Below are 16,804 nucleotides of genomic sequence, written 5' to 3' on the forward strand. Positions count from 1 at the left end.
AACTGATTAAAAAATTTAATCAGTTTGTGAATTCTTTCTAATTGTTTATTTTAATTCTACTTTTGCGCCAGCAGCTTCTAGTTTAGCTTTGATTTCTTCTGCTTCTTTTTTTGGAACACCAGATTTAACTTCTTTAGGTGCACCTTCAACTAAATCTTTAGCTTCTTTTAGACCAAGAGAAGTTGCTGCTCTTACTTCTTTAATAACATTAATTTTTTTATCACCTGCTGAAACAAGCATAATTGTAAAGTCATCTTTATCAGCTGCTGCCTCACCACCAGCTACTGCTGCTGGAGCTGCTGCTGCCATTGGAGTTACACCCCATTTTTCTTCTAACTGCTTTGAAAGTTCTGCAGCTTCAGCTACAGTCAAACTTGAAAGGTCTTCAATAATTTTATTTAGGTCTGGCATAGTATCTACTCTTTAGGTTGCGTTTCTGAATTTTCTGGGGACAAACTACTCATTTTTTCTGAACGTGCAAGCAAAATACTCACTAATTTTGAGGCTGGGGCGTTTAAAATACCAACAATATTTGCTCTAGCTTCATCCAAAGTAGGTAAATTTGCTACATTTTGAACTCCAGCCTGATCTAAAACTTCATCGTCCATAATTCCACCAATAAGTTTAAGATTTTCATTTTCTTTAGCAAATTTAGATAAAATCCTTGCTGACATTATAGCGTCCTCACCAAATGCAACAGCTGTTGGTCCAGTAAAAAGATTAGATAGATCTTTACACTTTGTCTTCTCCAATGCGAGTTTGGTAATTCTATTTTTTGTGATTTTAAAAATAATTCCATGCTCTCTCATCTTAGATCTTAGTTCATCTAATTGAGGCATAGTTAAACCTTGATAATGAGTAACCATTACAGCTTTACTGTTCTCAAACTGATTAGTCATATCAGCAATGTAAGCTTTTTTTTGTTCTTTATTCATCATGAGTTTAAATCGCTTTTCCTAGTTTTAATTTATAAGAAACACCCATTGTTGAAGTAATAAAAGTGTTTTTAATTAAATCACCTTTTAAAGTATTATTAGATTTTTCTTTATCTAATGCATCGAGAACAGCATTATAATTTTTAATTAATTGTTCATCACTAAAAGATTTCTTACCAATACTCACTCCAATATTGCCATCTTTATCATTTCTAATTTCTGCTTGCCCAGATTTTGCATCACTTATTGCTGTTTTTAAATCTTCAGTCACAGAACCAAGTTTTGGATTTGGCATCAATCCTTTTGGACCAAGTACTTTTCCAAGTTTAGATAATTTTATCATCATAGCCGGAGTACAAATTAGTTTTTCAAAGTTCATTTCACCAGATTTAATCTTTTCGATAAACTCATCACCTCCAACAATATCAGCTCCCGCATCTTTTGCTTCAGAAGCTTTTGCATCTTCACAAACAACAGCAACTTTAACTTTTTTTCCAGTTCCACCTGGTAAATTAACTACTGTTCTTATATTAACTTCGCTCTTTTTTTGTTTATTATTAATTTGAAAACTCAAATCAATTGATTCATCAAATTTAGTTGTGCAATTTTTTTTAACTTCTGGAATTAATTTTTCAATTACTTCAGATGGTAAATCTGATGTTTTTTCTGGAAGTTTTTTAAATCTTTTTGATGGCATTACTCTTTAACCTCTATTCCCATTGATCTTGCAGAACCAGAAATAATTTTTACAGCTTGATCTAAATCAAGTGCATTTAAATCTTTCATTTTTTGATTTGCAATTTCTTCTACTTGTTTTCTTGTTATTGAAGCAACGATACTTCTACCAGGTTCTTTTGATCCACCTTTTAATTTTGCAGCCTCTTTAATAAAAAAAGATGCAGGAGGTGATTTAATTTTAAAATCAAATTTCTTATCTTTGTAAACTGTAATTTCAACTGGAACAGGTTTACCAGCCATTGATTTGGTTTTATCATTAAATGCTTTACAAAATTCCATGATGTTAACACCACGTTGACCTAAAGCAGGACCAACAGGCGGGGCTGGATTAGCTTGACCACCATTAATCTGTAATTTTATAAATCCACTAATTTCTTTTTTTGCAGCCATTAACTTGTTTTCTCCACTTGATTATATTCTAATTCAACTGGTGTTGGACGTCCAAATATAGAAACTGAAACCTTAAGTCTAGACTTTTCTTCATCTATTTCTTCAACTAAACCGCTGAAAGATGCAAAAGGCCCGTCAACTACCTGAACTTTTTCACCAACGCTGTACTCTATACCAGATTTTGGCTGAGCCACACCATCTTTTATTTGACCTAAAATCTTCTCAATTTCCTTATCAGATACTGGCACAGGTATGCCCTTGGTCCCTAAAAATCCGCTTACTCTCTTTATATTCTTAATCATGTGGTAAATGCTGTTATCCATTTCACTTTTAATCAAAACATAACCAGGAAAATACTTTTTTTTTCTTTGTGTTCTTTTTCCACGTTTCACCTCAGTTACATCATGCGTTGGAACAACTATTTCCTCAAATTTGTCTGAGATTTTTGCTTTTTCTGCCTCTTCTCTTATTAATCCAGCAACTTTATTCTCAAAACTTGAGTGTGATTGAACAATGTACCAATTTTTCATTAAATACTTACCTTCAATAATAATTCTAAGAAAAATTTTAAAACTTGATCAAGAAGTAAGAAAAATAAAGACATTACAACAGCCATGGCAAATACCATTAACGCACCTTGCAGTGTCTCTTTTCCAGTTGGCCAAGTGACTTTAAAAGCCTCTTGTTTAACTTCTTGAATAAATTTAATAGGGTTTTTCATAATTAATCAACTCATTTGGCAGGAGCGGAGGGACTCGAACCCTCAGCCTCCGGTTTTGGAGACCGGCGCTCTACCAATTGAGCTACACTCCTATATAGAGCTTACTCTATAATTTTAGTTACTACTCCAGCTCCTACAGTTCTTCCACCTTCTCTAATTGCAAAGTTTAATTTTTCTGCCATCGCAATTGGAGTAATAAGTTTAACTGTAAATTTAGCGTCATCACCAGGCATAACCATTTCAGTTCCAGCTGGTAACTCTACTTCTCCTGTTACGTCAGTTGTTCTGAAATAAAATTGAGGTCTATACTTAGTAAAGAATGGAGTGTGTCTTCCACCCTCTTCTTTTTTAAGCACATACGCTTGAGCTTCAAATTTAGTATGTGGTGTTATTGAACCAGGCTTACAAAGAACTTGTCCTCTTTCAATATCAGTTCTTTCTATACCTCTAAGTAGAACACCTACGTTATCACCAGCTTCACCTGAGTCTAATAGTTTTCTAAACATTTCAACTCCAGTACAAACTGATTTTTTAGTCTCTTTAATACCAACGATTTCAATTTCATCACCAGTTTTAAGTACACCAGATTCTACTCTTCCTGTTGCAACAGTTCCTCTACCTGAAATAGAGAACACGTCCTCTACTGGCATCAAGAAATCTTTATCTTTTGGTCTGTCCGGTTGTGGAATATGTTCATCAACATTTTTCATTAATTCTAAAATTGAATTTTTTCCAATTTCATCATCTCTCCCCTCTACTGCAGCAAGTGCTGAACCTTTTGCAATTGGAGTTTTGTCTCCAGGGAATTTATATGAGGTTAATAATTCTTTAATTTCTTCCTCTACAAGTTCAATCATTTCTTTATCATCAACTTGGTCTACTTTATTTAAGTAAACAACGATTGCTGGAACACCAACTTGTCTTGCTAAAAGAATGTGTTCTCTAGTTTGAGGCATAGGACCGTCTGCAGCGTTAACAACAAGAATTGCGCCATCCATTTGAGCTGCACCCGTGATCATATTTTTTACATAGTCAGCGTGACCAGGACAATCTACGTGAGCGTAATGTCTTTTTTCTGTTTCGTACTCAACGTGAGCAGTTGAAATTGTAATTCCTCTTTCTTTTTCCTCTGGAGCTTTATCAATTTCATCGTAAGCAACTGATTTTCCACCGCTTGCTTCAGCTAAAACTTTAGTGATCGCTGCTGTTAGAGTTGTTTTACCGTGGTCGACATGACCAATTGTACCAATGTTACAATGCGGTTTATTTCTTACAAATTTTTCTTTTGACATTACTTTATTACCTCAGTTTTATTTTTTATTTATAATTTTTTCTTGGAGCGGGTAAAGGGAATCGAACCCTTACATCCAGCTTGGAAGGCTAGCGTTCTACCATTGAACTACACCCGCACAACCCCAAGAGTAACACTCCAGTATCACCTGAAGAATTATTGAATGGTGGAGGGGGAAAGATTCGAACTTTCGAAGACCGAAGTCAACGGGTTTACAGCCCGCCCCATTTGACCGCTCTGGAACCCCTCCTTATTTGGGGAAGTGTCCCCTTGTTCAATAAAGCTTCAAACAACACGCGTTTTATATATTTTATTTGTGCAAATGCAATACGAGAATTATTAAGAAAATATAGTAAAAAGCGTGTAAAAGTTATCAAAATTTATGAATAAATCGTCATTTTTTATTGTAGGGCAGCATGCGGTTATTGAGGCTCTTAAAAACCCAAAAAGAAAAGTTTTAAGGGTATTTTTAACAGAGGAGAGTAAAAAAAATATTCATAGAAAAAGTCCAAAAAAAAATCTTTTAGAGGATGTCAAAGTTTATTTTAAAACAAAAAAAGAATTAGACAAATATTCAACAAAAGAAAATTTGCTTCATCAAGGATACGTTGCTGAGATAGAACATTTAGAAAAACTCATCTTGAAAGATTTTATCAAAGAGCAAAAGAATATTACTTTTGTTTGTTTAGATGGAGTAACAGATCCTAGAAATATTGGTTCATTAATTCGAAGTGCTGCTTCGTTTGATATTGATGGAATAATTATTAAAGAGAGGCACTTTCCTGATGAAAGCAAACTAATGTACAAAGCTGCAAGTGGTGCTATGGAATACATTAATATATTTGAAGTATCTAATATCAATTCTACTTTAAAAAATTTAAAAGATAAAAATTTTTGGGTTTATGGTTTTGATGGAAAAGGAGATAAAGTTTTCACTGATGTTGAATGGAAAGGTAATAATATTCTTTTATTTGGTTCTGAAGGAGCGGGAATGCATGAGCACACATCTAAATATGCAGATTTCTTAGTAAAGATTGATATTAATAAAAAAATTGAAAGCTTAAATATATCAAATAGTGCTGCCATTGTTTTTCATCATTTGAGTTATTTAAAAAAAAATAGTTGATTAAATTCAAAATAGTTAATAATTATCACCTAAGCCCTTGTAGCTCAGCTGGTAGAGCAATTGATTTGTAATCAATAGGTCCGCGGTTCGAATCCGTGCGGGGGCACCACTTCTTAGGTTGTTTCTTTTCTCAGCTGTTCAATTTTGATTTTCTTCTGAAGGCTACGACTTTGATCGTAAAGTAAGTTAAATTTAATTTTTTGATTAGTTTTAATAATAATATTTTTTGCATTCCTGACTTCTATACTATCAGCTACTGCACTAATTGGTCGCTTTATATGATTTAAATTTTTTATTGTTATTTTTGATTTATTACTAACAACCTTGCCCTTCCATCTTCTTGGTCTGAAAGGACTTATGGGTGCAATAGATAATTTTTTAGAATTAAGACTTAATATAGGGCCATGAACTGACAAGTTGTAAGCAGTACTTCCTGCAGGTGTTGAAACTAAAACACCATCTGAAACTAAATTTTTTATAATTGATCTTGAACCATGTTGAATAGCTAGTGATGCTGCTTGTCTACTTTGTCTTAATATCGATACCTCATTAATTGCTAAAAACTTTTTATTAATTTTTGAATTTGATTTTACAGTCATTTCTAAAGGAGAAATTGAAATCATTCTTGAGTTTGATAAATTTTTAATAAAATTTTTTGGTGTAAATTTATTCATTAAGAAACCATAATTTCCAGAATTCACACCATAAAAGTATTTATTGTTATCTATATTTTTCTTTAATGTTTGAAGCATAAAACCATCACCACCAACAACTATAATGATATTTAAATTTTTATACTTAGCTTTTTCTATTAGTTTTAATATTTGTAATTTAATTTTTTGAGATTTTTTATTTTTATCTGAAATAATTTGAACTTTATTCATTACAAGTGGTGCCCTCGGCCAGACTCGAACTGGCACTCCGCAAGCGGCAAGGATTTTAAGTCCTTTGTGTCTACCAATTTCACCACGAGGGCATTAAAGCTTTTTTTAGGTATTTTTTCTCTAGATTGCAATCCTTATATCCTTTTTTGATAACATTTAAATATCTTTCAGTTGGATACATGAAAGAAGTTTTTTTAACCATTGTGTAAGTCATGATTTGTTTATTTTGATAATTAAAATAATATTTTTTATATAGAATTGGATAATCCTCATAGACATCAAGTTTTTTTTCATCACTTTTTGAAATTTCAAACATACCGCCTGGTACTAAAGAACCTTTTTTATATTCAATATCAGCGGCTCTGTATTTGCTTCTAAATGTTAATTTAAAATCTTTTAAATTTATCTTTTTTAAAAATACACTATCTTTACATCTTTTTTTCATTTGAAAATGATTGAGATTACTTCCGTATGCAAAATAAAGCATTTATCGTTCAACAATTTCTATTTTTTTTTCTTTAACAAATTTTAAAATTTGTGAATTACATTGATCAATTTTAGATTGATCTTCAGATCTTACTACAATTGAAACTCCTAATTTACCCGCTTGAAAAAAAGGATAACTGCCAATTTCAACTTCATTATTGTCATCTTGAACTTTTGTTAACGACTCTGCTATTTCACTTTCAACTGTTCTTAAATTTATTGTGAGACTTTTAATTGGCTCTCCACCGACAATTTTATTTTTTAATCCTCCCAACATAGATTTTAAAATTGAAGGAACTCCTGGTAAGCAAAAAACATTTTCAACATTAAAACCTGGAGCACCACTTGTGGGGTTTAAAATTAAATTTGCATTGCTTGGCATCCAAGTCATTTTTTGTCTCCCTTCATTAAATTCACCCGGTTTGTAATATGCTTCTAAAATTTTAAAAGCTTCTTTATGAATTTCATATTTAAGATCAAATGCTTTTGAAATAGATTGTGCAGTTATGTCGTCATGAGTGGGCCCTATTCCACCTGTTGTAAAAACGTAATTATAATTTTTTCTTAACAAGTTTACGGTATCTATAATTATTTTTTCATTATCAGGAATTACCCTAACTTCCCCGACACTTACACCAATAGAATTTAACCAAATAGCTAGTGTTGAAGTATTAGTATCTTGAGTTCTTCCCGAAAGAATTTCATTCCCAATAATTAAAATTGCGGCATTAACTTTTATGTTTTTATTCACATAAAATGTATAATCTATAGATGGAATTTTCCAAGCCTCTAGTAAAAGGCAAACTAATCAAACGATATAAACGTTTTTTTACAGACATAAAAATAGATAATCAGATTGTTACTGCACATTGTCCAAATACTGGTTCAATGTATGGCTTATTAGATGAAGGTAACGAAGTTTATTTGCTTCCTAACAATGATCCCAAAAGAAAACTAAAATATGGATTAGAAATCATAAAAACAAGAAAAAACTTAGTTGGTGTTAATACTCATATTGCAAATAAAATAACACACCATGCTTTGAAAAATAATCTAATAAAAGAACTTAAAGGTAGTGATTTAATTAAGCCTGAGGTATTTTTTAATAAAGAAACTAGATTTGATTTTCTTATAGAAAAGAATAAACAAAAAAGCTTTCTAGAAGTTAAAAATGTTACTCTATTTAGAGATAAAAAAACTGCTGAATTTCCCGATGCTGTAACAGAGCGTGGTTCAAAACATTTATTAACACTAATCGATGCTATAAAAAAAGGATTTAAGGCTTATTTATTATTCTTAGTTCAAATTCAAAATATGGAAGAATTTAAAATAGCTAAGGATATTGATATCAATTATTACAATAACTATTTGCTAGCTAAAAAAGCTGGTGTTAACTTCCTTGCTTATAGATGTAATATAAGCTCTAAAAAAATTTATATAGATAAAAAACTAAAAATTATTGATGTCTGATTATAAAGAAAAATTTGAAAAAATGAGAGTTGCTGGAAAACTAGCGGCACAAACTTTGGATATGCTTACCGCTAATATTAAGGAAGGTATCTCAACAGATTACATTGATAAACTTGGGTATGAATTTATAAGAGACCACGGAGGATATTCTGCTCCACTTTATTATAGAGGGTTTACAAAATCTTTATGCACATCTCTAAATCATGTTGTTTGTCATGGAATTCCTTCTGATAGAATTTTAAGAGATGGTGATGCGATTAATGTAGATGTAACAGCTATTGTTGATGAGCATTATGGAGATACAAGCAGAATGTTTTCTATAGGCAATACTTCGGTAAAATTAAATAATCTAATTGATACAACTTATGAGTCTATGATGAGGGCAATAAAAATTTTGAAACCCGGGATAAGACTTGGAGATATTGGTTATGAAATACAATCATTTGTTGAAGAAAAAGGTTTTTCAGTTGTAAGGGATTTTTGTGGTCATGGTATCAGCACAACATTTCATGAACCACCAAATATACTTCACTATGGTAGTAAAAATAGTGGAATGGAATTAAGACCAGGAATGACTTTTACAATCGAGCCAATGATTAATGCAGGAAAATTTCCTGTTAAAATGTTAAATGATGGATGGACAGCAGTTACAAAAGATAAATCTTTATCAGTACAATTTGAACATACATTGGGAATTACTGAAAATGGTTATGAAATATTCACAGAATCTGCTAAAGGTTTTTCTAAGCCTCCATACTTATAATTAATGATAAAAAGATATTCTCGAAAAAAACTCACTGACATTTGGTCGGAAGAAAATAAATACCAAATTTGGTTAGATGTTGAAGTCGCTGCAGCTGAGGCTATGGAAAAACTAAATCAAATTCCTAAGGGTGTAGCCTCAATAGTAAGAAAAAAAGCTCGAATAAATGTAAAAAGAATTCATCAAATTGAAGCTGAGGTAAAACACGACGTTATAGCTTTTTTAACTTCAGTCACTGAAAAAGCTGGTATTAAAGCTAGATATTTACATCAAGGAATGACCTCTTCAGATGTATTGGATACGAGTTTTAATATTCAAATGGTCCAATCTGGTAAAATAATCCTTAAAGATATAGATCAAATTTTAAAAGTTTTAAAAAAACAGGCTAAAAAATATAAGCTAACTCCTTGCATGGGGAGAAGTCATGGCATTCATGCTGAACCTGTAACATTTGGATTAAAATTGGCTTCGTTTTACGAAGAATTCAAAAGGAACCGTAAAAGACTTGTTGATGCTATAAATGAAGTTTCAACTTGCGCCATTTCAGGTGCTGTTGGAACATTTGCAAATATTAGCCCAAATGTTGAAAATCATGTTGCAAGAAAATTAGGATTAAAAGTAGAGCCTATATCAACACAAGTTATTCCAAGAGACAGGCATGCATTTTATTTTTCCGTTTTAGGAATTATTGCAGGTTCAATTGAAAGAGTTGCAACTGAGATCAGGCATTTACAAAGAACTGAGGTATATGAGTTGCAAGAATTCTTTTCAAAAAATCAAAAAGGTTCCTCAGCAATGCCACACAAAAAAAATCCAATTTTAAGTGAAAATTTAACTGGACTAGCAAGAATGGTTAGAAGTGCTGTAGTGCCTGCCTTGGAAAATATTGCCTTATGGCATGAAAGAGATATTTCACATTCAAGTGTTGAAAGAAACATTGGTCCAGATGCAAATATTACAATTGATTTTGCATTAGTAAGATTAACAAACATACTTGATAATATGATTGTTTACCCAAAAAAAATGTTAGAAAATTTAAATTTAACAAAAGGATTAATTTTTTCACAAGAATTAATGCTAGAACTCACTAAATCTGGTCTAAGTAGAGAGAAATCATACAAAATGGTTCAAACATATGCAAAAAAATGTTTTGCTGATAACTTAAATTTATTTGATGTAGTATCAGACGATAAATTTATTATGAGTAAAATTACTACAAAAAGATTAAAAGAAATTTTTAGCTATAATAAGCATTTCAAAAACGTTAATTTAATTTTTAGAAGAGTATTTAAATAATGAAAAAAGGTAAAAAACTTTACGAGGGAAAAGCTAAAATTATTTATGCTACAACTGATAAAAATTTAGTTATTCAATATTTCAAAGATGATGCAACCGCTTTCAATAATCAAAAAAAAAGCATTATTGAAGGTAAGGGTGTTTTAAACAATAGAATTTCAGAACATATCCTTTCCAATTTATCTCAAATAGGGATTAAAAATCATCTAGTTAAAAGACTTAATATGAGAGAGCAAATTATAAAATTGGTAGAAATAATTCCAATCGAGTTTGTTGTAAGAAATATTGCAACTGGCTCTATTACAAAAAGACTAGGAATTGAAGATGGTACAGTTTTAAAAGAACCTCTAATTGAATATTGTTTAAAGGATGACAAATTAGGAGATCCATTAATAGCTGAAGAACATATCTATGCTTTTGATTGGGCTTCAAAAAAAGAAATAGAAAAAGTTAAAAAAATGATTTTAAGAATTAACGACTTTATGATCGGAATGTTTAGAGGTGTTGGAATTAAACTAATCGATTTTAAATTAGAATTTGGAAGATATAAATCTAATGGAAAATCAGAAATAATATTGGCTGATGAAATAAGCCCTGATACATGCAGATTATGGGATAGCATTACTGACAAAAAACTTGATAAAGATAGATTTAGAAAAGATTTAGGTGATCTCATTCCAGCTTATACTGAAGTAGCTAAAAGACTTGGTATACTTCATGAGCAGTCTAATGTTTCAGCAGTAAATATTACAAAATTGTCTTCAGTGAAAAGAAAACGTAAATGAAAATTTCAGTAATCATCACACTTAAAAAGGATGTACTTGATCCACAAGGAAAAGTTATTCATCAAACTTTAAATGGTATGGGATTTGAAAATATTAATGAAGTTAGACAAGGAAAATATTTTGAAATCGATACAAAAGAAACTGATCCAAAAAAAGCTCAAGATCAAGTAGAAGAAATGTGTAAAAAACTTTTAGCAAATCTTGTCATTGAAAATTATAAAATTATTGACGCTCAATAATTAATGAAATCATCTGTCATTACATTTCCTGGTTCAAATTGTGACAGAGATATGGACGTTGCTTTAAAAAAATTTGGTTTCAAAAATAAAATGGTTTGGCACAATGATGTTGAATTACCAAAAAGTGATTTGGTAGTTCTTCCTGGCGGTTTTTCGTATGGCGATTATTTAAGATGTGGAAGTATGGCCTCTAAATCCAAAATTATGCAATCCGTAATCAATTTTGCAAATTCTGGGGGAATGGTGATGGGTATATGTAATGGTTTTCAAATTTTAGTTGAAACAGGTTTAGTTCCAGGGATGTTGTTAAGAAATAAATATCTAGAATTTATTTGTAAAAATATTTTTGTCAAAATTAACAACAAACATAATACTTATTTTAAAAATATTGATAATGAGGTTTTGGAACTACATATAGCTCATAACGAGGGCAATTACTTTTGTACTAATGATCAATTAAAAGAAATTAAAGATAATGAACAAATAGCAATTAATTATTGTAGTAAAAATGGAGAAATTGATGAACAATTTAATCCAAACGGTTCAATTGAAAATATTGCGGGTATTTTTAATAAAGAAAAAAATGTTTTAGGGATGATGCCCCACCCTGAAAGAATGATTGATAAGTACTTATCTGGAGAAGATGGGTCACTTTTTTTTAATAACCTTCTTAATAATATTAAATGATTGTAAACGAACAAGTGGCTATAGACCACGGTCTTAAAAAAGATGAATATAAAAAGATATGCGAGCTTTTAGATAGAACTCCTAATATTACAGAACTTGGAATATTTTCTGCAATGTGGAATGAACATTGCTCTTATAAATCTTCAAGATTGCACCTTAAAAAACTTCCAACTAAGGGAAAACAGGTAATTCAAGGTCCTGGTGAAAATGCTGGTGTGGTTGATATTGGAGATGACGATGCAATTGTATTTAAAATAGAAAGTCATAATCATCCATCATTTATTGAACCTTATCAAGGTGCAGCTACTGGCGTTGGTGGAATAATGAGAGATGTGTTTACAATGGGTGCAAGACCTATTGCTAATTTAAATTCAATTCATTTTGGTTCCCCTCAACATAAAAAGACAAAAAATTTATTAAGAGGTGTTGTTCATGGAATTGGTGGCTACGGCAATTGTATGGGTATTCCAACTATTGCTGGTCAAACAAGTTTTGACAGCTCTTACAACGGTAATATTTTGGTAAATGCAATGACTTTGGGTTTAGTTAAAAAAGATAAAATATTTTACTCAAAAGCTGCTGGATTAAATAAGCCAGTAATCTATGTGGGTTCTAAAACTGGTCGTGATGGCATTCATGGAGCAAGTATGGCCTCAGCCAGCTTTGATGAAAAAATTGAGGAAAAAAAACCAACTGTTCAAGTTGGAGATCCTTTTACAGAAAAATTACTACTTGAGGCTTGTCTAGAGTTAATGGCTGGAGATTCAATTATTGCAATTCAAGACATGGGTGCAGCTGGTCTAACTTCATCAAGTATTGAAATGGCTTCAAAGGGAAATTTGGGAATAGAAATTAATTTAAATAAGGTGCCCACACGAGAAGCTAATATGACTCCGTACGAGATTATGTTGTCTGAAAGTCAGGAAAGAATGTTAATTGTTCTTGAAAATGGCAAAGAGGATGCTGCAAAAAAAATATTTGATAAATGGGATCTAGATTTTGCTGTAATTGGAAAAACAACTAAATCTAAAAAAATTGAACTTTTTTTTGATAATGAAAAGGTCGCAGATATTCCTGTAAATACATTAGTTGAAAACTCACCTATGTATGATCGTAAATGGAAAAAAGCTAAACCTCCAAAAAAAATTAAAGTTGAAAAAGAAGATATAAATAATTTAAAAGTAATTGAAGTACTTAAGAAAATTTTATCTAATCCAAATATTTGTAGCAAAGAATGGATTTGGCAACAATACGATCATACTGTTATGGGAGATACTATTCAAAAACCAGGTGGAGACTCAGGTGTGGTAAGAGTGCATGGCACAAATAAAGCTGTAGCTGCGTCTGTAGACTCGTCTGCGGTTTATTGTTGGGCTCACCCACCAACAGGTGGAAAACAAGTTGTTTGTGAAAGTTTTAGAAATCTAATTTCTGTGGGTGCAAAACCTATTGCTATTACAAATTGTTTAAATTTTGGAAGTCCTGAAAATGAAGAAAATATGGGTGAGTTTGTTGAATGTGTTCAGGGAATTGGTGAGGCTAGTGAATACTTAAAATTTCCAGTGGTTTCAGGAAACGTGTCTTTCTACAACCAAACAAAAGATGTGGGTATTAAACCCACCCCTTCAATTGGTGGTGTAGGATTAATTAAAGACTATCAAAAAATGATTACAATGGACCTAAAAGAAGTAGATAATATTGTTTTGGTTATTGGAAAAACTGAAGGTCATATTGATCAAAGTGTGTTTGCAAGAAATATTTTAGATGAAAAAAATGGTCCTCCCCCTGAAGTTAATCTTTTTAATGAAAAGAATAATGGAGAAACGGTTTTAAAATTAATTGATGCTGGTTTAATTAAGAGTGCTCATGATGTTTCTCTTGGTGGAATTATAACTGCAATTAGTAAAATGTGCATAAAAGGTAATAAAGGAATTGATCTTAAAAAACCAAAATATCTTATCAGTGATATTGAGTATTTCTTTTCAGAAGATCAAGGTCGTTACTTAATTGAAGTAACCAAAAAAGATTTGAAAAAAGTAACTATAATACTTGATAAAAATGCAGTTCATTATGATGAGTTAGGGGTAATAAATGAAGATCAACTTTATATTAATGAAAAGTCAAAAATTACAATTGACGAGTTAAAATCATCTAATACAAGTTGGTTGAATAACTATATGGATAATTAAAATGGCAATGGATTTAAAAGAAATTGAGAGTTTAATAAAAGAGGCTTTAAGTGATGCGACTGTTGAAATTCAAGATCTAGCTGGAGATGGAAATCACTACTCAGCAACTGTAACCTCTGCTCAATTTTCCGGTAAAAGTAAAATTGAACAACATAAAATGGTATACAATTCACTAAAAGGTAAGATGGGAAATGAACTTCACGCACTAGCAATTAAAACAAAGGAACAATAATGGATGAAAATACAAAAAATTTAATTCAAAATCACATTGACACAAACGAAGTATGTTTGTTTATGAAAGGAACACCTGATGCTCCGCAATGTGGGTTTTCTATGGCTGTTTCAAATATGCTAAAAATTCTAGAAGTTAATTTTAAAGGAATAAATGTTCTTGAAAATCAAAATCTAAGAGAAGGTATTAAAACTTTCAGTGACTGGCCTACTATCCCACAGCTATATATCAAAAAAGAATTTGTTGGTGGTTGCGATATAGTAAAAGAAATGTACGAAAATGGTGAACTTAAAAAGGTTCTTGAGGATAAAGGTGTTAGTTTTAAAAAATAAAACTATCTTGAATAATATTCGATTACTAAGCTAGGTTCCATCACGATCGGATAAGGAACTTCTTCAAATTTTGGTACTCTAACAAACTTTAATTTCTTATTTTTTTCATCCATTTGAATGTATTCAGGAATTTCTCTCTCTTTATTTGCTAAAGCGATATCTATGATTGCAAGTTGCTTAGATTTATCTCTTATTTCAATAGTGTCTTCCTCTTTAACTGAATAAGAGGCTATATTAACTTTTTTACCATTCACTTTTACGTGGCCATGGTTAATTAATTGTCTTGCAGAAAAAATTGTAGTTGCAAACTTTGCTCGGTAAATAATTGCATCAAGTCTTCTCTCTAATAGACCAATTAAATTTTCACTTGTGTTTCCCTTAAGCATAGTAGCTTTTTTATAAATATTTCTAAACTGTCTTTCGTTAATATTACCGTAATAAGCTTTTAATTTTTGCTTAGCTTGTAATTGAATTCCATAATCAGATGGTTTTGAAGATCTTGTTTGACCATGTTGACCAGGTCCATATGCTCTTGTGTTAAAAGGGCTTTTTGGTCTTCCCCATAAATTGACTTTAAGTCTTCTATCTACTTTATGTTTAGAGTTTAATCTTTTTGTCATTTGAATATGGGGTTTATAAACTTACTCATAAGATTGTCAATCAACGTTTTTTTCCTAAACTAGCAAATACTCCAGATAAAATGCGGGTTTCTTTAGATGATAATTCCATTCTATAAAAAATATTTCTTAAGTTCTCTAGCATAATTGGCTTCTTTTCTTTTGGTTTAAAAAAATTAAATTCATCTAAATTTTTTATGCATAAATCAGCCATTAGTAAAATTTCTCGTTTTGTAGCTGTTTTAACTTTGTCTGATTTTAAAAACTTTAAAGTTTTAGATTTAAGAATGCTTGAAGCATAATAAGCAATAATTATTAGACTATGAGATAAATTTAATGATTTGAATTTAGGGTTTGTTGGTATTTGTAAAGTATAATTACAATAACTTATTTCATTATTTGATAATCCTGATGCCTCTGAACCAAAAAGAAAAGCAACTTTTTTTTTAAAGTCTATTTTTTTTAGATCTTCTAATTGAATATGTTTAATATTTTTATTTCTAAATCTTGCTGATGTTGCAATAACAATATCGATATTTTTAAGAGCAGATTTTAAATCTTTAAAAGTTTTACTTTTATTTATAACATCTTTAGCCCCAACCGAGGTTGCTAAAATTTTGTCATTTGGAAAAATTGGTTTAGGATCAACAACAATCATCTTTTGAAAATCAAAATTTTTCATAGCCCTAGCACAAGCACCAATATTTTCTGAAAGTTGGGGTTTATGTAAGATAAAAGAAATATTATTATTCGACATAATTATTTTATGCCATGATCTCTATTATAATTTGAAATATTTGATCCTTTAAAATCTTTTAAATATTCTTGATCAACTGTCCAAATACTAACTTTTAGTGGATAGCATTTTGCAGTATCTGATGAATGTTCTGAACCACAATCTCCCCCAGGACAAGCTGAAAGAGCTCCTAAGATATCTGTTTCAGCATAGAATTCTAAATAATCACCAGGTCTAACTGGACTTGCCTTCATAAAGTATTGTTTAGTATCATTTGTAAATCCAGTTAACATAAAAACATTTAATACATCATGAACAATTTTTTCAGCTTCATCAATATTCAGATTTTTTTCTTTAACTAAAGCTCTGGTTAGGTTTGAGTGACAACAATAATGATAATCATTGCCTGATAACAATTTAGAGGTATAGGGATCACATCTTGTTCCAATTACATCGTGAACCGAGCCTCCGTCTTCATCGTAATCATACCAGTCTAGTGTATCCCAAGTAATAGTTGCTAACGACCTCAAATATGGAAAGCTACTGAACATTTTATCACCAACCGATAGATGTGTCCCATAAAGTGCTCTAGTTTTACCAGAATAAAATTTTTCATCTAAATTATTTAAATTAAATAAATTTAAATCTCCAACCTGAGGACCCTCAAAACTTTCAATCCTAAAAAATTCTCCTTCTTTAACTTCAAAAGTTTTTGCGTCTCTAGGTGGAATTAAAATTTCACTTTTTTTAACAAGGTTTTTTCTAGCTTTATGAAGAATATCTAAATTTTTTTCCTCTATATTACTATTAGGGTAACAAACAATAGGCTTTGCTCCTATTCTATCATTGATATCATTAGGTTTTTTTGAAAATTTTTTAATTTTCAT

23 protein-coding genes and 5 tRNA genes are annotated in these 16,804 nt (G+C 30.8%); 11 read left to right on the forward strand and 17 right to left on the reverse strand.

The annotated features are described in order from the left end of the window. Positions 1–45: 45 nt before the first annotated feature. The 10 genes from rplL to B9N70_RS03370 all read right to left on the reverse strand — a co-directional run bounded on the left by rplL (position 46) and on the right by B9N70_RS03370 (position 4,325). A complete protein-coding gene (gene rplL, locus B9N70_RS03325; protein WP_085114386.1) occupies positions 46–411 on the reverse strand; it encodes a 50S ribosomal protein L7/L12 in 366 nt (121 codons plus the stop codon). 5 nt (positions 412–416) lie between these two features. Beyond that, positions 417–935, reverse strand: a complete 519-nt coding sequence (gene rplJ, locus B9N70_RS03330) for a 50S ribosomal protein L10 (RefSeq protein WP_085114387.1) — start codon at positions 933–935, stop codon at positions 417–419. 7 nt (positions 936–942) lie between these two features. Then, positions 943–1,632: a 50S ribosomal protein L1 gene (gene rplA, locus B9N70_RS03335; protein ID WP_085114388.1), complete on the reverse strand. Its 690-nt coding sequence runs from the start codon at positions 1,630–1,632 to the stop codon at positions 943–945. Beyond that, positions 1,632–2,063 carry a 50S ribosomal protein L11 gene (rplK, locus tag B9N70_RS03340; RefSeq protein WP_085114389.1) on the reverse strand — a complete coding sequence of 144 codons (432 nt, stop codon included), beginning with the start codon at positions 2,061–2,063 and terminating at the stop codon, positions 1,632–1,634. Before rplK ends, rplA begins: the two co-directional genes overlap by 1 nt. Next, on the reverse strand, positions 2,063–2,593 hold the full coding sequence (gene nusG, locus B9N70_RS03345; RefSeq protein WP_085114390.1) for a transcription termination/antitermination protein NusG: 531 nt from the start codon (positions 2,591–2,593) through the stop codon (positions 2,063–2,065). Before nusG ends, rplK begins: the two co-directional genes overlap by 1 nt. Beyond that, a complete protein-coding gene (secE, locus tag B9N70_RS03350; RefSeq protein ID WP_085114391.1) occupies positions 2,593–2,784 on the reverse strand; it encodes a preprotein translocase subunit SecE in 192 nt (63 codons plus the stop codon). Before secE ends, nusG begins: the two co-directional genes overlap by 1 nt. Before the next feature lie 16 nt (positions 2,785–2,800). Then, positions 2,801–2,876, reverse strand: a tRNA-Trp gene (locus tag B9N70_RS03355). Positions 2,877–2,885: 9 nt separating this feature from the next. Next, positions 2,886–4,076, reverse strand: coding sequence for an elongation factor Tu (gene tuf, locus B9N70_RS03360; protein WP_085114392.1), 1,191 nt, complete (start codon positions 4,074–4,076; stop codon positions 2,886–2,888). Positions 4,077–4,119: 43 nt separating this feature from the next. Beyond that, a tRNA-Gly gene (locus B9N70_RS03365) sits at positions 4,120–4,193 on the reverse strand. 46 nt (positions 4,194–4,239) lie between these two features. Beyond that, positions 4,240–4,325 (reverse strand) — tRNA-Tyr (locus tag B9N70_RS03370). A 132-nt stretch (positions 4,326–4,457) separates the two neighbouring features. Here B9N70_RS03370 and rlmB point away from each other — a divergent pair. Continuing rightward, positions 4,458–5,201, forward strand: coding sequence for a 23S rRNA (guanosine(2251)-2'-O)-methyltransferase RlmB (rlmB, locus tag B9N70_RS03375; protein WP_085114394.1), 744 nt, complete (start codon positions 4,458–4,460; stop codon positions 5,199–5,201). Between the two features lie 33 nt (positions 5,202–5,234). Beyond that, positions 5,235–5,310: transfer RNA gene (locus tag B9N70_RS03380), tRNA-Thr, on the forward strand. A gap of 4 nt (positions 5,311–5,314) precedes the next feature. Here B9N70_RS03380 and B9N70_RS03385 read toward each other — a convergent pair. The 4 genes from B9N70_RS03385 to B9N70_RS03400 all read right to left on the reverse strand — a co-directional run bounded on the left by B9N70_RS03385 (position 5,315) and on the right by B9N70_RS03400 (position 7,322). After that, positions 5,315–6,085 carry an NAD kinase gene (locus tag B9N70_RS03385; RefSeq protein ID WP_085114395.1) on the reverse strand — a complete coding sequence of 257 codons (771 nt, stop codon included), beginning with the start codon at positions 6,083–6,085 and terminating at the stop codon, positions 5,315–5,317. Between the two features lie 6 nt (positions 6,086–6,091). Then, a tRNA-Leu gene (locus B9N70_RS03390) sits at positions 6,092–6,177 on the reverse strand. Continuing rightward, the gene (locus tag B9N70_RS03395; protein ID WP_231909428.1) at positions 6,165–6,530 is read right to left on the reverse strand and encodes a gamma-glutamylcyclotransferase family protein; all 366 of its coding nucleotides are present in this window, start codon (positions 6,528–6,530) and stop codon (positions 6,165–6,167) included. Before B9N70_RS03395 ends, B9N70_RS03390 begins: the two co-directional genes overlap by 13 nt. 42 nt (positions 6,531–6,572) lie before the next feature. Beyond that, on the reverse strand, positions 6,573–7,322 hold the full coding sequence (locus B9N70_RS03400; protein WP_085114399.1) for a competence/damage-inducible protein A: 750 nt from the start codon (positions 7,320–7,322) through the stop codon (positions 6,573–6,575). A gap of 20 nt (positions 7,323–7,342) precedes the next feature. Here B9N70_RS03400 and sfsA point away from each other — a divergent pair, with 20 nt between their 5' ends. The 9 genes from sfsA to grxD are packed head-to-tail and all read left to right on the forward strand — an operon-like array spanning position 7,343 to position 14,564. After that, complete coding sequence (gene sfsA / locus B9N70_RS03405; protein WP_085114400.1) at positions 7,343–8,041, forward strand: DNA/RNA nuclease SfsA; 699 nt, start codon at positions 7,343–7,345, stop codon at positions 8,039–8,041. Further along, a complete protein-coding gene (gene map / locus B9N70_RS03410) occupies positions 8,034–8,804 on the forward strand; it encodes a type I methionyl aminopeptidase (RefSeq protein ID WP_085114402.1) in 771 nt (256 codons plus the stop codon). Before sfsA ends, map begins: the two co-directional genes overlap by 8 nt. A 3-nt stretch (positions 8,805–8,807) precedes the next feature. Continuing rightward, positions 8,808–10,100, forward strand: coding sequence for an adenylosuccinate lyase (gene purB, locus B9N70_RS03415; protein WP_085114404.1), 1,293 nt, complete (start codon positions 8,808–8,810; stop codon positions 10,098–10,100). Then, positions 10,100–10,885 (forward strand): phosphoribosylaminoimidazolesuccinocarboxamide synthase, encoded by a 786-nt coding sequence (gene purC, locus B9N70_RS03420; RefSeq protein ID WP_085114405.1) that lies wholly within the window; start codon positions 10,100–10,102, stop codon positions 10,883–10,885. Before purB ends, purC begins: the two co-directional genes overlap by 1 nt. Then, positions 10,882–11,124, forward strand: coding sequence for a phosphoribosylformylglycinamidine synthase subunit PurS (gene purS / locus B9N70_RS03425; protein ID WP_085114406.1), 243 nt, complete (start codon positions 10,882–10,884; stop codon positions 11,122–11,124). The genes purC and purS overlap by 4 nt, the downstream gene beginning before the upstream one ends. 3 nt (positions 11,125–11,127) lie before the next feature. Next, positions 11,128–11,811 (forward strand): phosphoribosylformylglycinamidine synthase I, encoded by a 684-nt coding sequence (gene purQ, locus B9N70_RS03430; RefSeq protein ID WP_085114407.1) that lies wholly within the window; start codon positions 11,128–11,130, stop codon positions 11,809–11,811. Then, complete coding sequence (gene purL / locus B9N70_RS03435) at positions 11,808–14,000, forward strand: phosphoribosylformylglycinamidine synthase subunit PurL (RefSeq protein WP_085114408.1); 2,193 nt, start codon at positions 11,808–11,810, stop codon at positions 13,998–14,000. Before purQ ends, purL begins: the two co-directional genes overlap by 4 nt. A 1-nt stretch (position 14,001) precedes the next feature. Next, positions 14,002–14,232, forward strand: a complete 231-nt coding sequence (locus tag B9N70_RS03440) for a BolA/IbaG family iron-sulfur metabolism protein (RefSeq protein WP_085114409.1) — start codon at positions 14,002–14,004, stop codon at positions 14,230–14,232. Beyond that, entirely contained in the window at positions 14,232–14,564 is a 333-nt protein-coding gene (gene grxD, locus B9N70_RS03445; protein WP_085114411.1) for a Grx4 family monothiol glutaredoxin, read from the forward strand. Before B9N70_RS03440 ends, grxD begins: the two co-directional genes overlap by 1 nt. Positions 14,565–14,566: 2 nt before the next feature. On the opposite strand, the gene rpsD is transcribed toward grxD, so the two are convergent. Genes rpsD through B9N70_RS03460 form a run of 3 tightly spaced genes read right to left on the reverse strand, consistent with a single transcriptional unit; the run spans position 14,567 to position 16,804 of the window. Further along, positions 14,567–15,184 carry a 30S ribosomal protein S4 gene (gene rpsD, locus B9N70_RS03450; protein WP_085114413.1) on the reverse strand — a complete coding sequence of 206 codons (618 nt, stop codon included), beginning with the start codon at positions 15,182–15,184 and terminating at the stop codon, positions 14,567–14,569. 40 nt (positions 15,185–15,224) lie between these two features. Continuing rightward, positions 15,225–15,938 (reverse strand): RNA methyltransferase, encoded by a 714-nt coding sequence (locus tag B9N70_RS03455; protein ID WP_085114414.1) that lies wholly within the window; start codon positions 15,936–15,938, stop codon positions 15,225–15,227. A 2-nt stretch (positions 15,939–15,940) separates the two neighbouring features. Beyond that, positions 15,941–16,804: an urea carboxylase-associated family protein gene (locus B9N70_RS03460; RefSeq protein WP_085114415.1), complete on the reverse strand. Its 864-nt coding sequence runs from the start codon at positions 16,802–16,804 to the stop codon at positions 15,941–15,943.

Origin of the sequence: Candidatus Pelagibacter sp. HIMB1321 (assembly GCF_900177485.1) — a bacterium.
Classification (GTDB): Bacteria; Pseudomonadota; Alphaproteobacteria; order Pelagibacterales; family Pelagibacteraceae; genus Pelagibacter.

Excerpts from the sequence above, each read along its gene's own strand:
- B9N70_RS03455 (WP_085114414.1), bottom strand. The coding sequence starts at position 15,938 with ATGTCGAATAATAATATTTCTTTTATCTTACATAAACCCCAACTTTCA.
- map (WP_085114402.1), top strand. The coding sequence starts at position 8,034 with ATGTCTGATTATAAAGAAAAATTTGAAAAAATGAGAGTTGCTGGAAAA.
- B9N70_RS03395 (WP_231909428.1), bottom strand. The coding sequence starts at position 6,530 with ATGAAAAAAAGATGTAAAGATAGTGTATTTTTAAAAAAGATAAATTTA.
- rplL (WP_085114386.1), bottom strand. The coding sequence starts at position 411 with ATGCCAGACCTAAATAAAATTATTGAAGACCTTTCAAGTTTGACTGTA.
- rlmB (WP_085114394.1), top strand. The coding sequence starts at position 4,458 with ATGAATAAATCGTCATTTTTTATTGTAGGGCAGCATGCGGTTATTGAG.
- tuf (WP_085114392.1), bottom strand. The coding sequence starts at position 4,076 with ATGTCAAAAGAAAAATTTGTAAGAAATAAACCGCATTGTAACATTGGT.
- rplJ (WP_085114387.1), bottom strand. The coding sequence starts at position 935 with ATGAATAAAGAACAAAAAAAAGCTTACATTGCTGATATGACTAATCAG.
- purL (WP_085114408.1), top strand. The coding sequence starts at position 11,808 with ATGATTGTAAACGAACAAGTGGCTATAGACCACGGTCTTAAAAAAGAT.
- purQ (WP_085114407.1), top strand. The coding sequence starts at position 11,128 with ATGAAATCATCTGTCATTACATTTCCTGGTTCAAATTGTGACAGAGAT.
- grxD (WP_085114411.1), top strand. The coding sequence starts at position 14,232 with ATGGATGAAAATACAAAAAATTTAATTCAAAATCACATTGACACAAAC.
- B9N70_RS03385 (WP_085114395.1), bottom strand. The coding sequence starts at position 6,085 with ATGAATAAAGTTCAAATTATTTCAGATAAAAATAAAAAATCTCAAAAA.
- purC (WP_085114405.1), top strand. The coding sequence starts at position 10,100 with ATGAAAAAAGGTAAAAAACTTTACGAGGGAAAAGCTAAAATTATTTAT.
- purS (WP_085114406.1), top strand. The coding sequence starts at position 10,882 with ATGAAAATTTCAGTAATCATCACACTTAAAAAGGATGTACTTGATCCA.
- sfsA (WP_085114400.1), top strand. The coding sequence starts at position 7,343 with ATGGAATTTTCCAAGCCTCTAGTAAAAGGCAAACTAATCAAACGATAT.
- rplK (WP_085114389.1), bottom strand. The coding sequence starts at position 2,063 with ATGGCTGCAAAAAAAGAAATTAGTGGATTTATAAAATTACAGATTAAT.
- secE (WP_085114391.1), bottom strand. The coding sequence starts at position 2,784 with ATGAAAAACCCTATTAAATTTATTCAAGAAGTTAAACAAGAGGCTTTT.
- rplA (WP_085114388.1), bottom strand. The coding sequence starts at position 1,632 with ATGCCATCAAAAAGATTTAAAAAACTTCCAGAAAAAACATCAGATTTA.
- B9N70_RS03460 (WP_085114415.1), bottom strand. The coding sequence starts at position 16,804 with ATGAAAATTAAAAAATTTTCAAAAAAACCTAATGATATCAATGATAGA.
- purB (WP_085114404.1), top strand. The coding sequence starts at position 8,808 with ATGATAAAAAGATATTCTCGAAAAAAACTCACTGACATTTGGTCGGAA.
- B9N70_RS03440 (WP_085114409.1), top strand. The coding sequence starts at position 14,002 with ATGGCAATGGATTTAAAAGAAATTGAGAGTTTAATAAAAGAGGCTTTA.
- rpsD (WP_085114413.1), bottom strand. The coding sequence starts at position 15,184 with ATGACAAAAAGATTAAACTCTAAACATAAAGTAGATAGAAGACTTAAA.
- nusG (WP_085114390.1), bottom strand. The coding sequence starts at position 2,593 with ATGAAAAATTGGTACATTGTTCAATCACACTCAAGTTTTGAGAATAAA.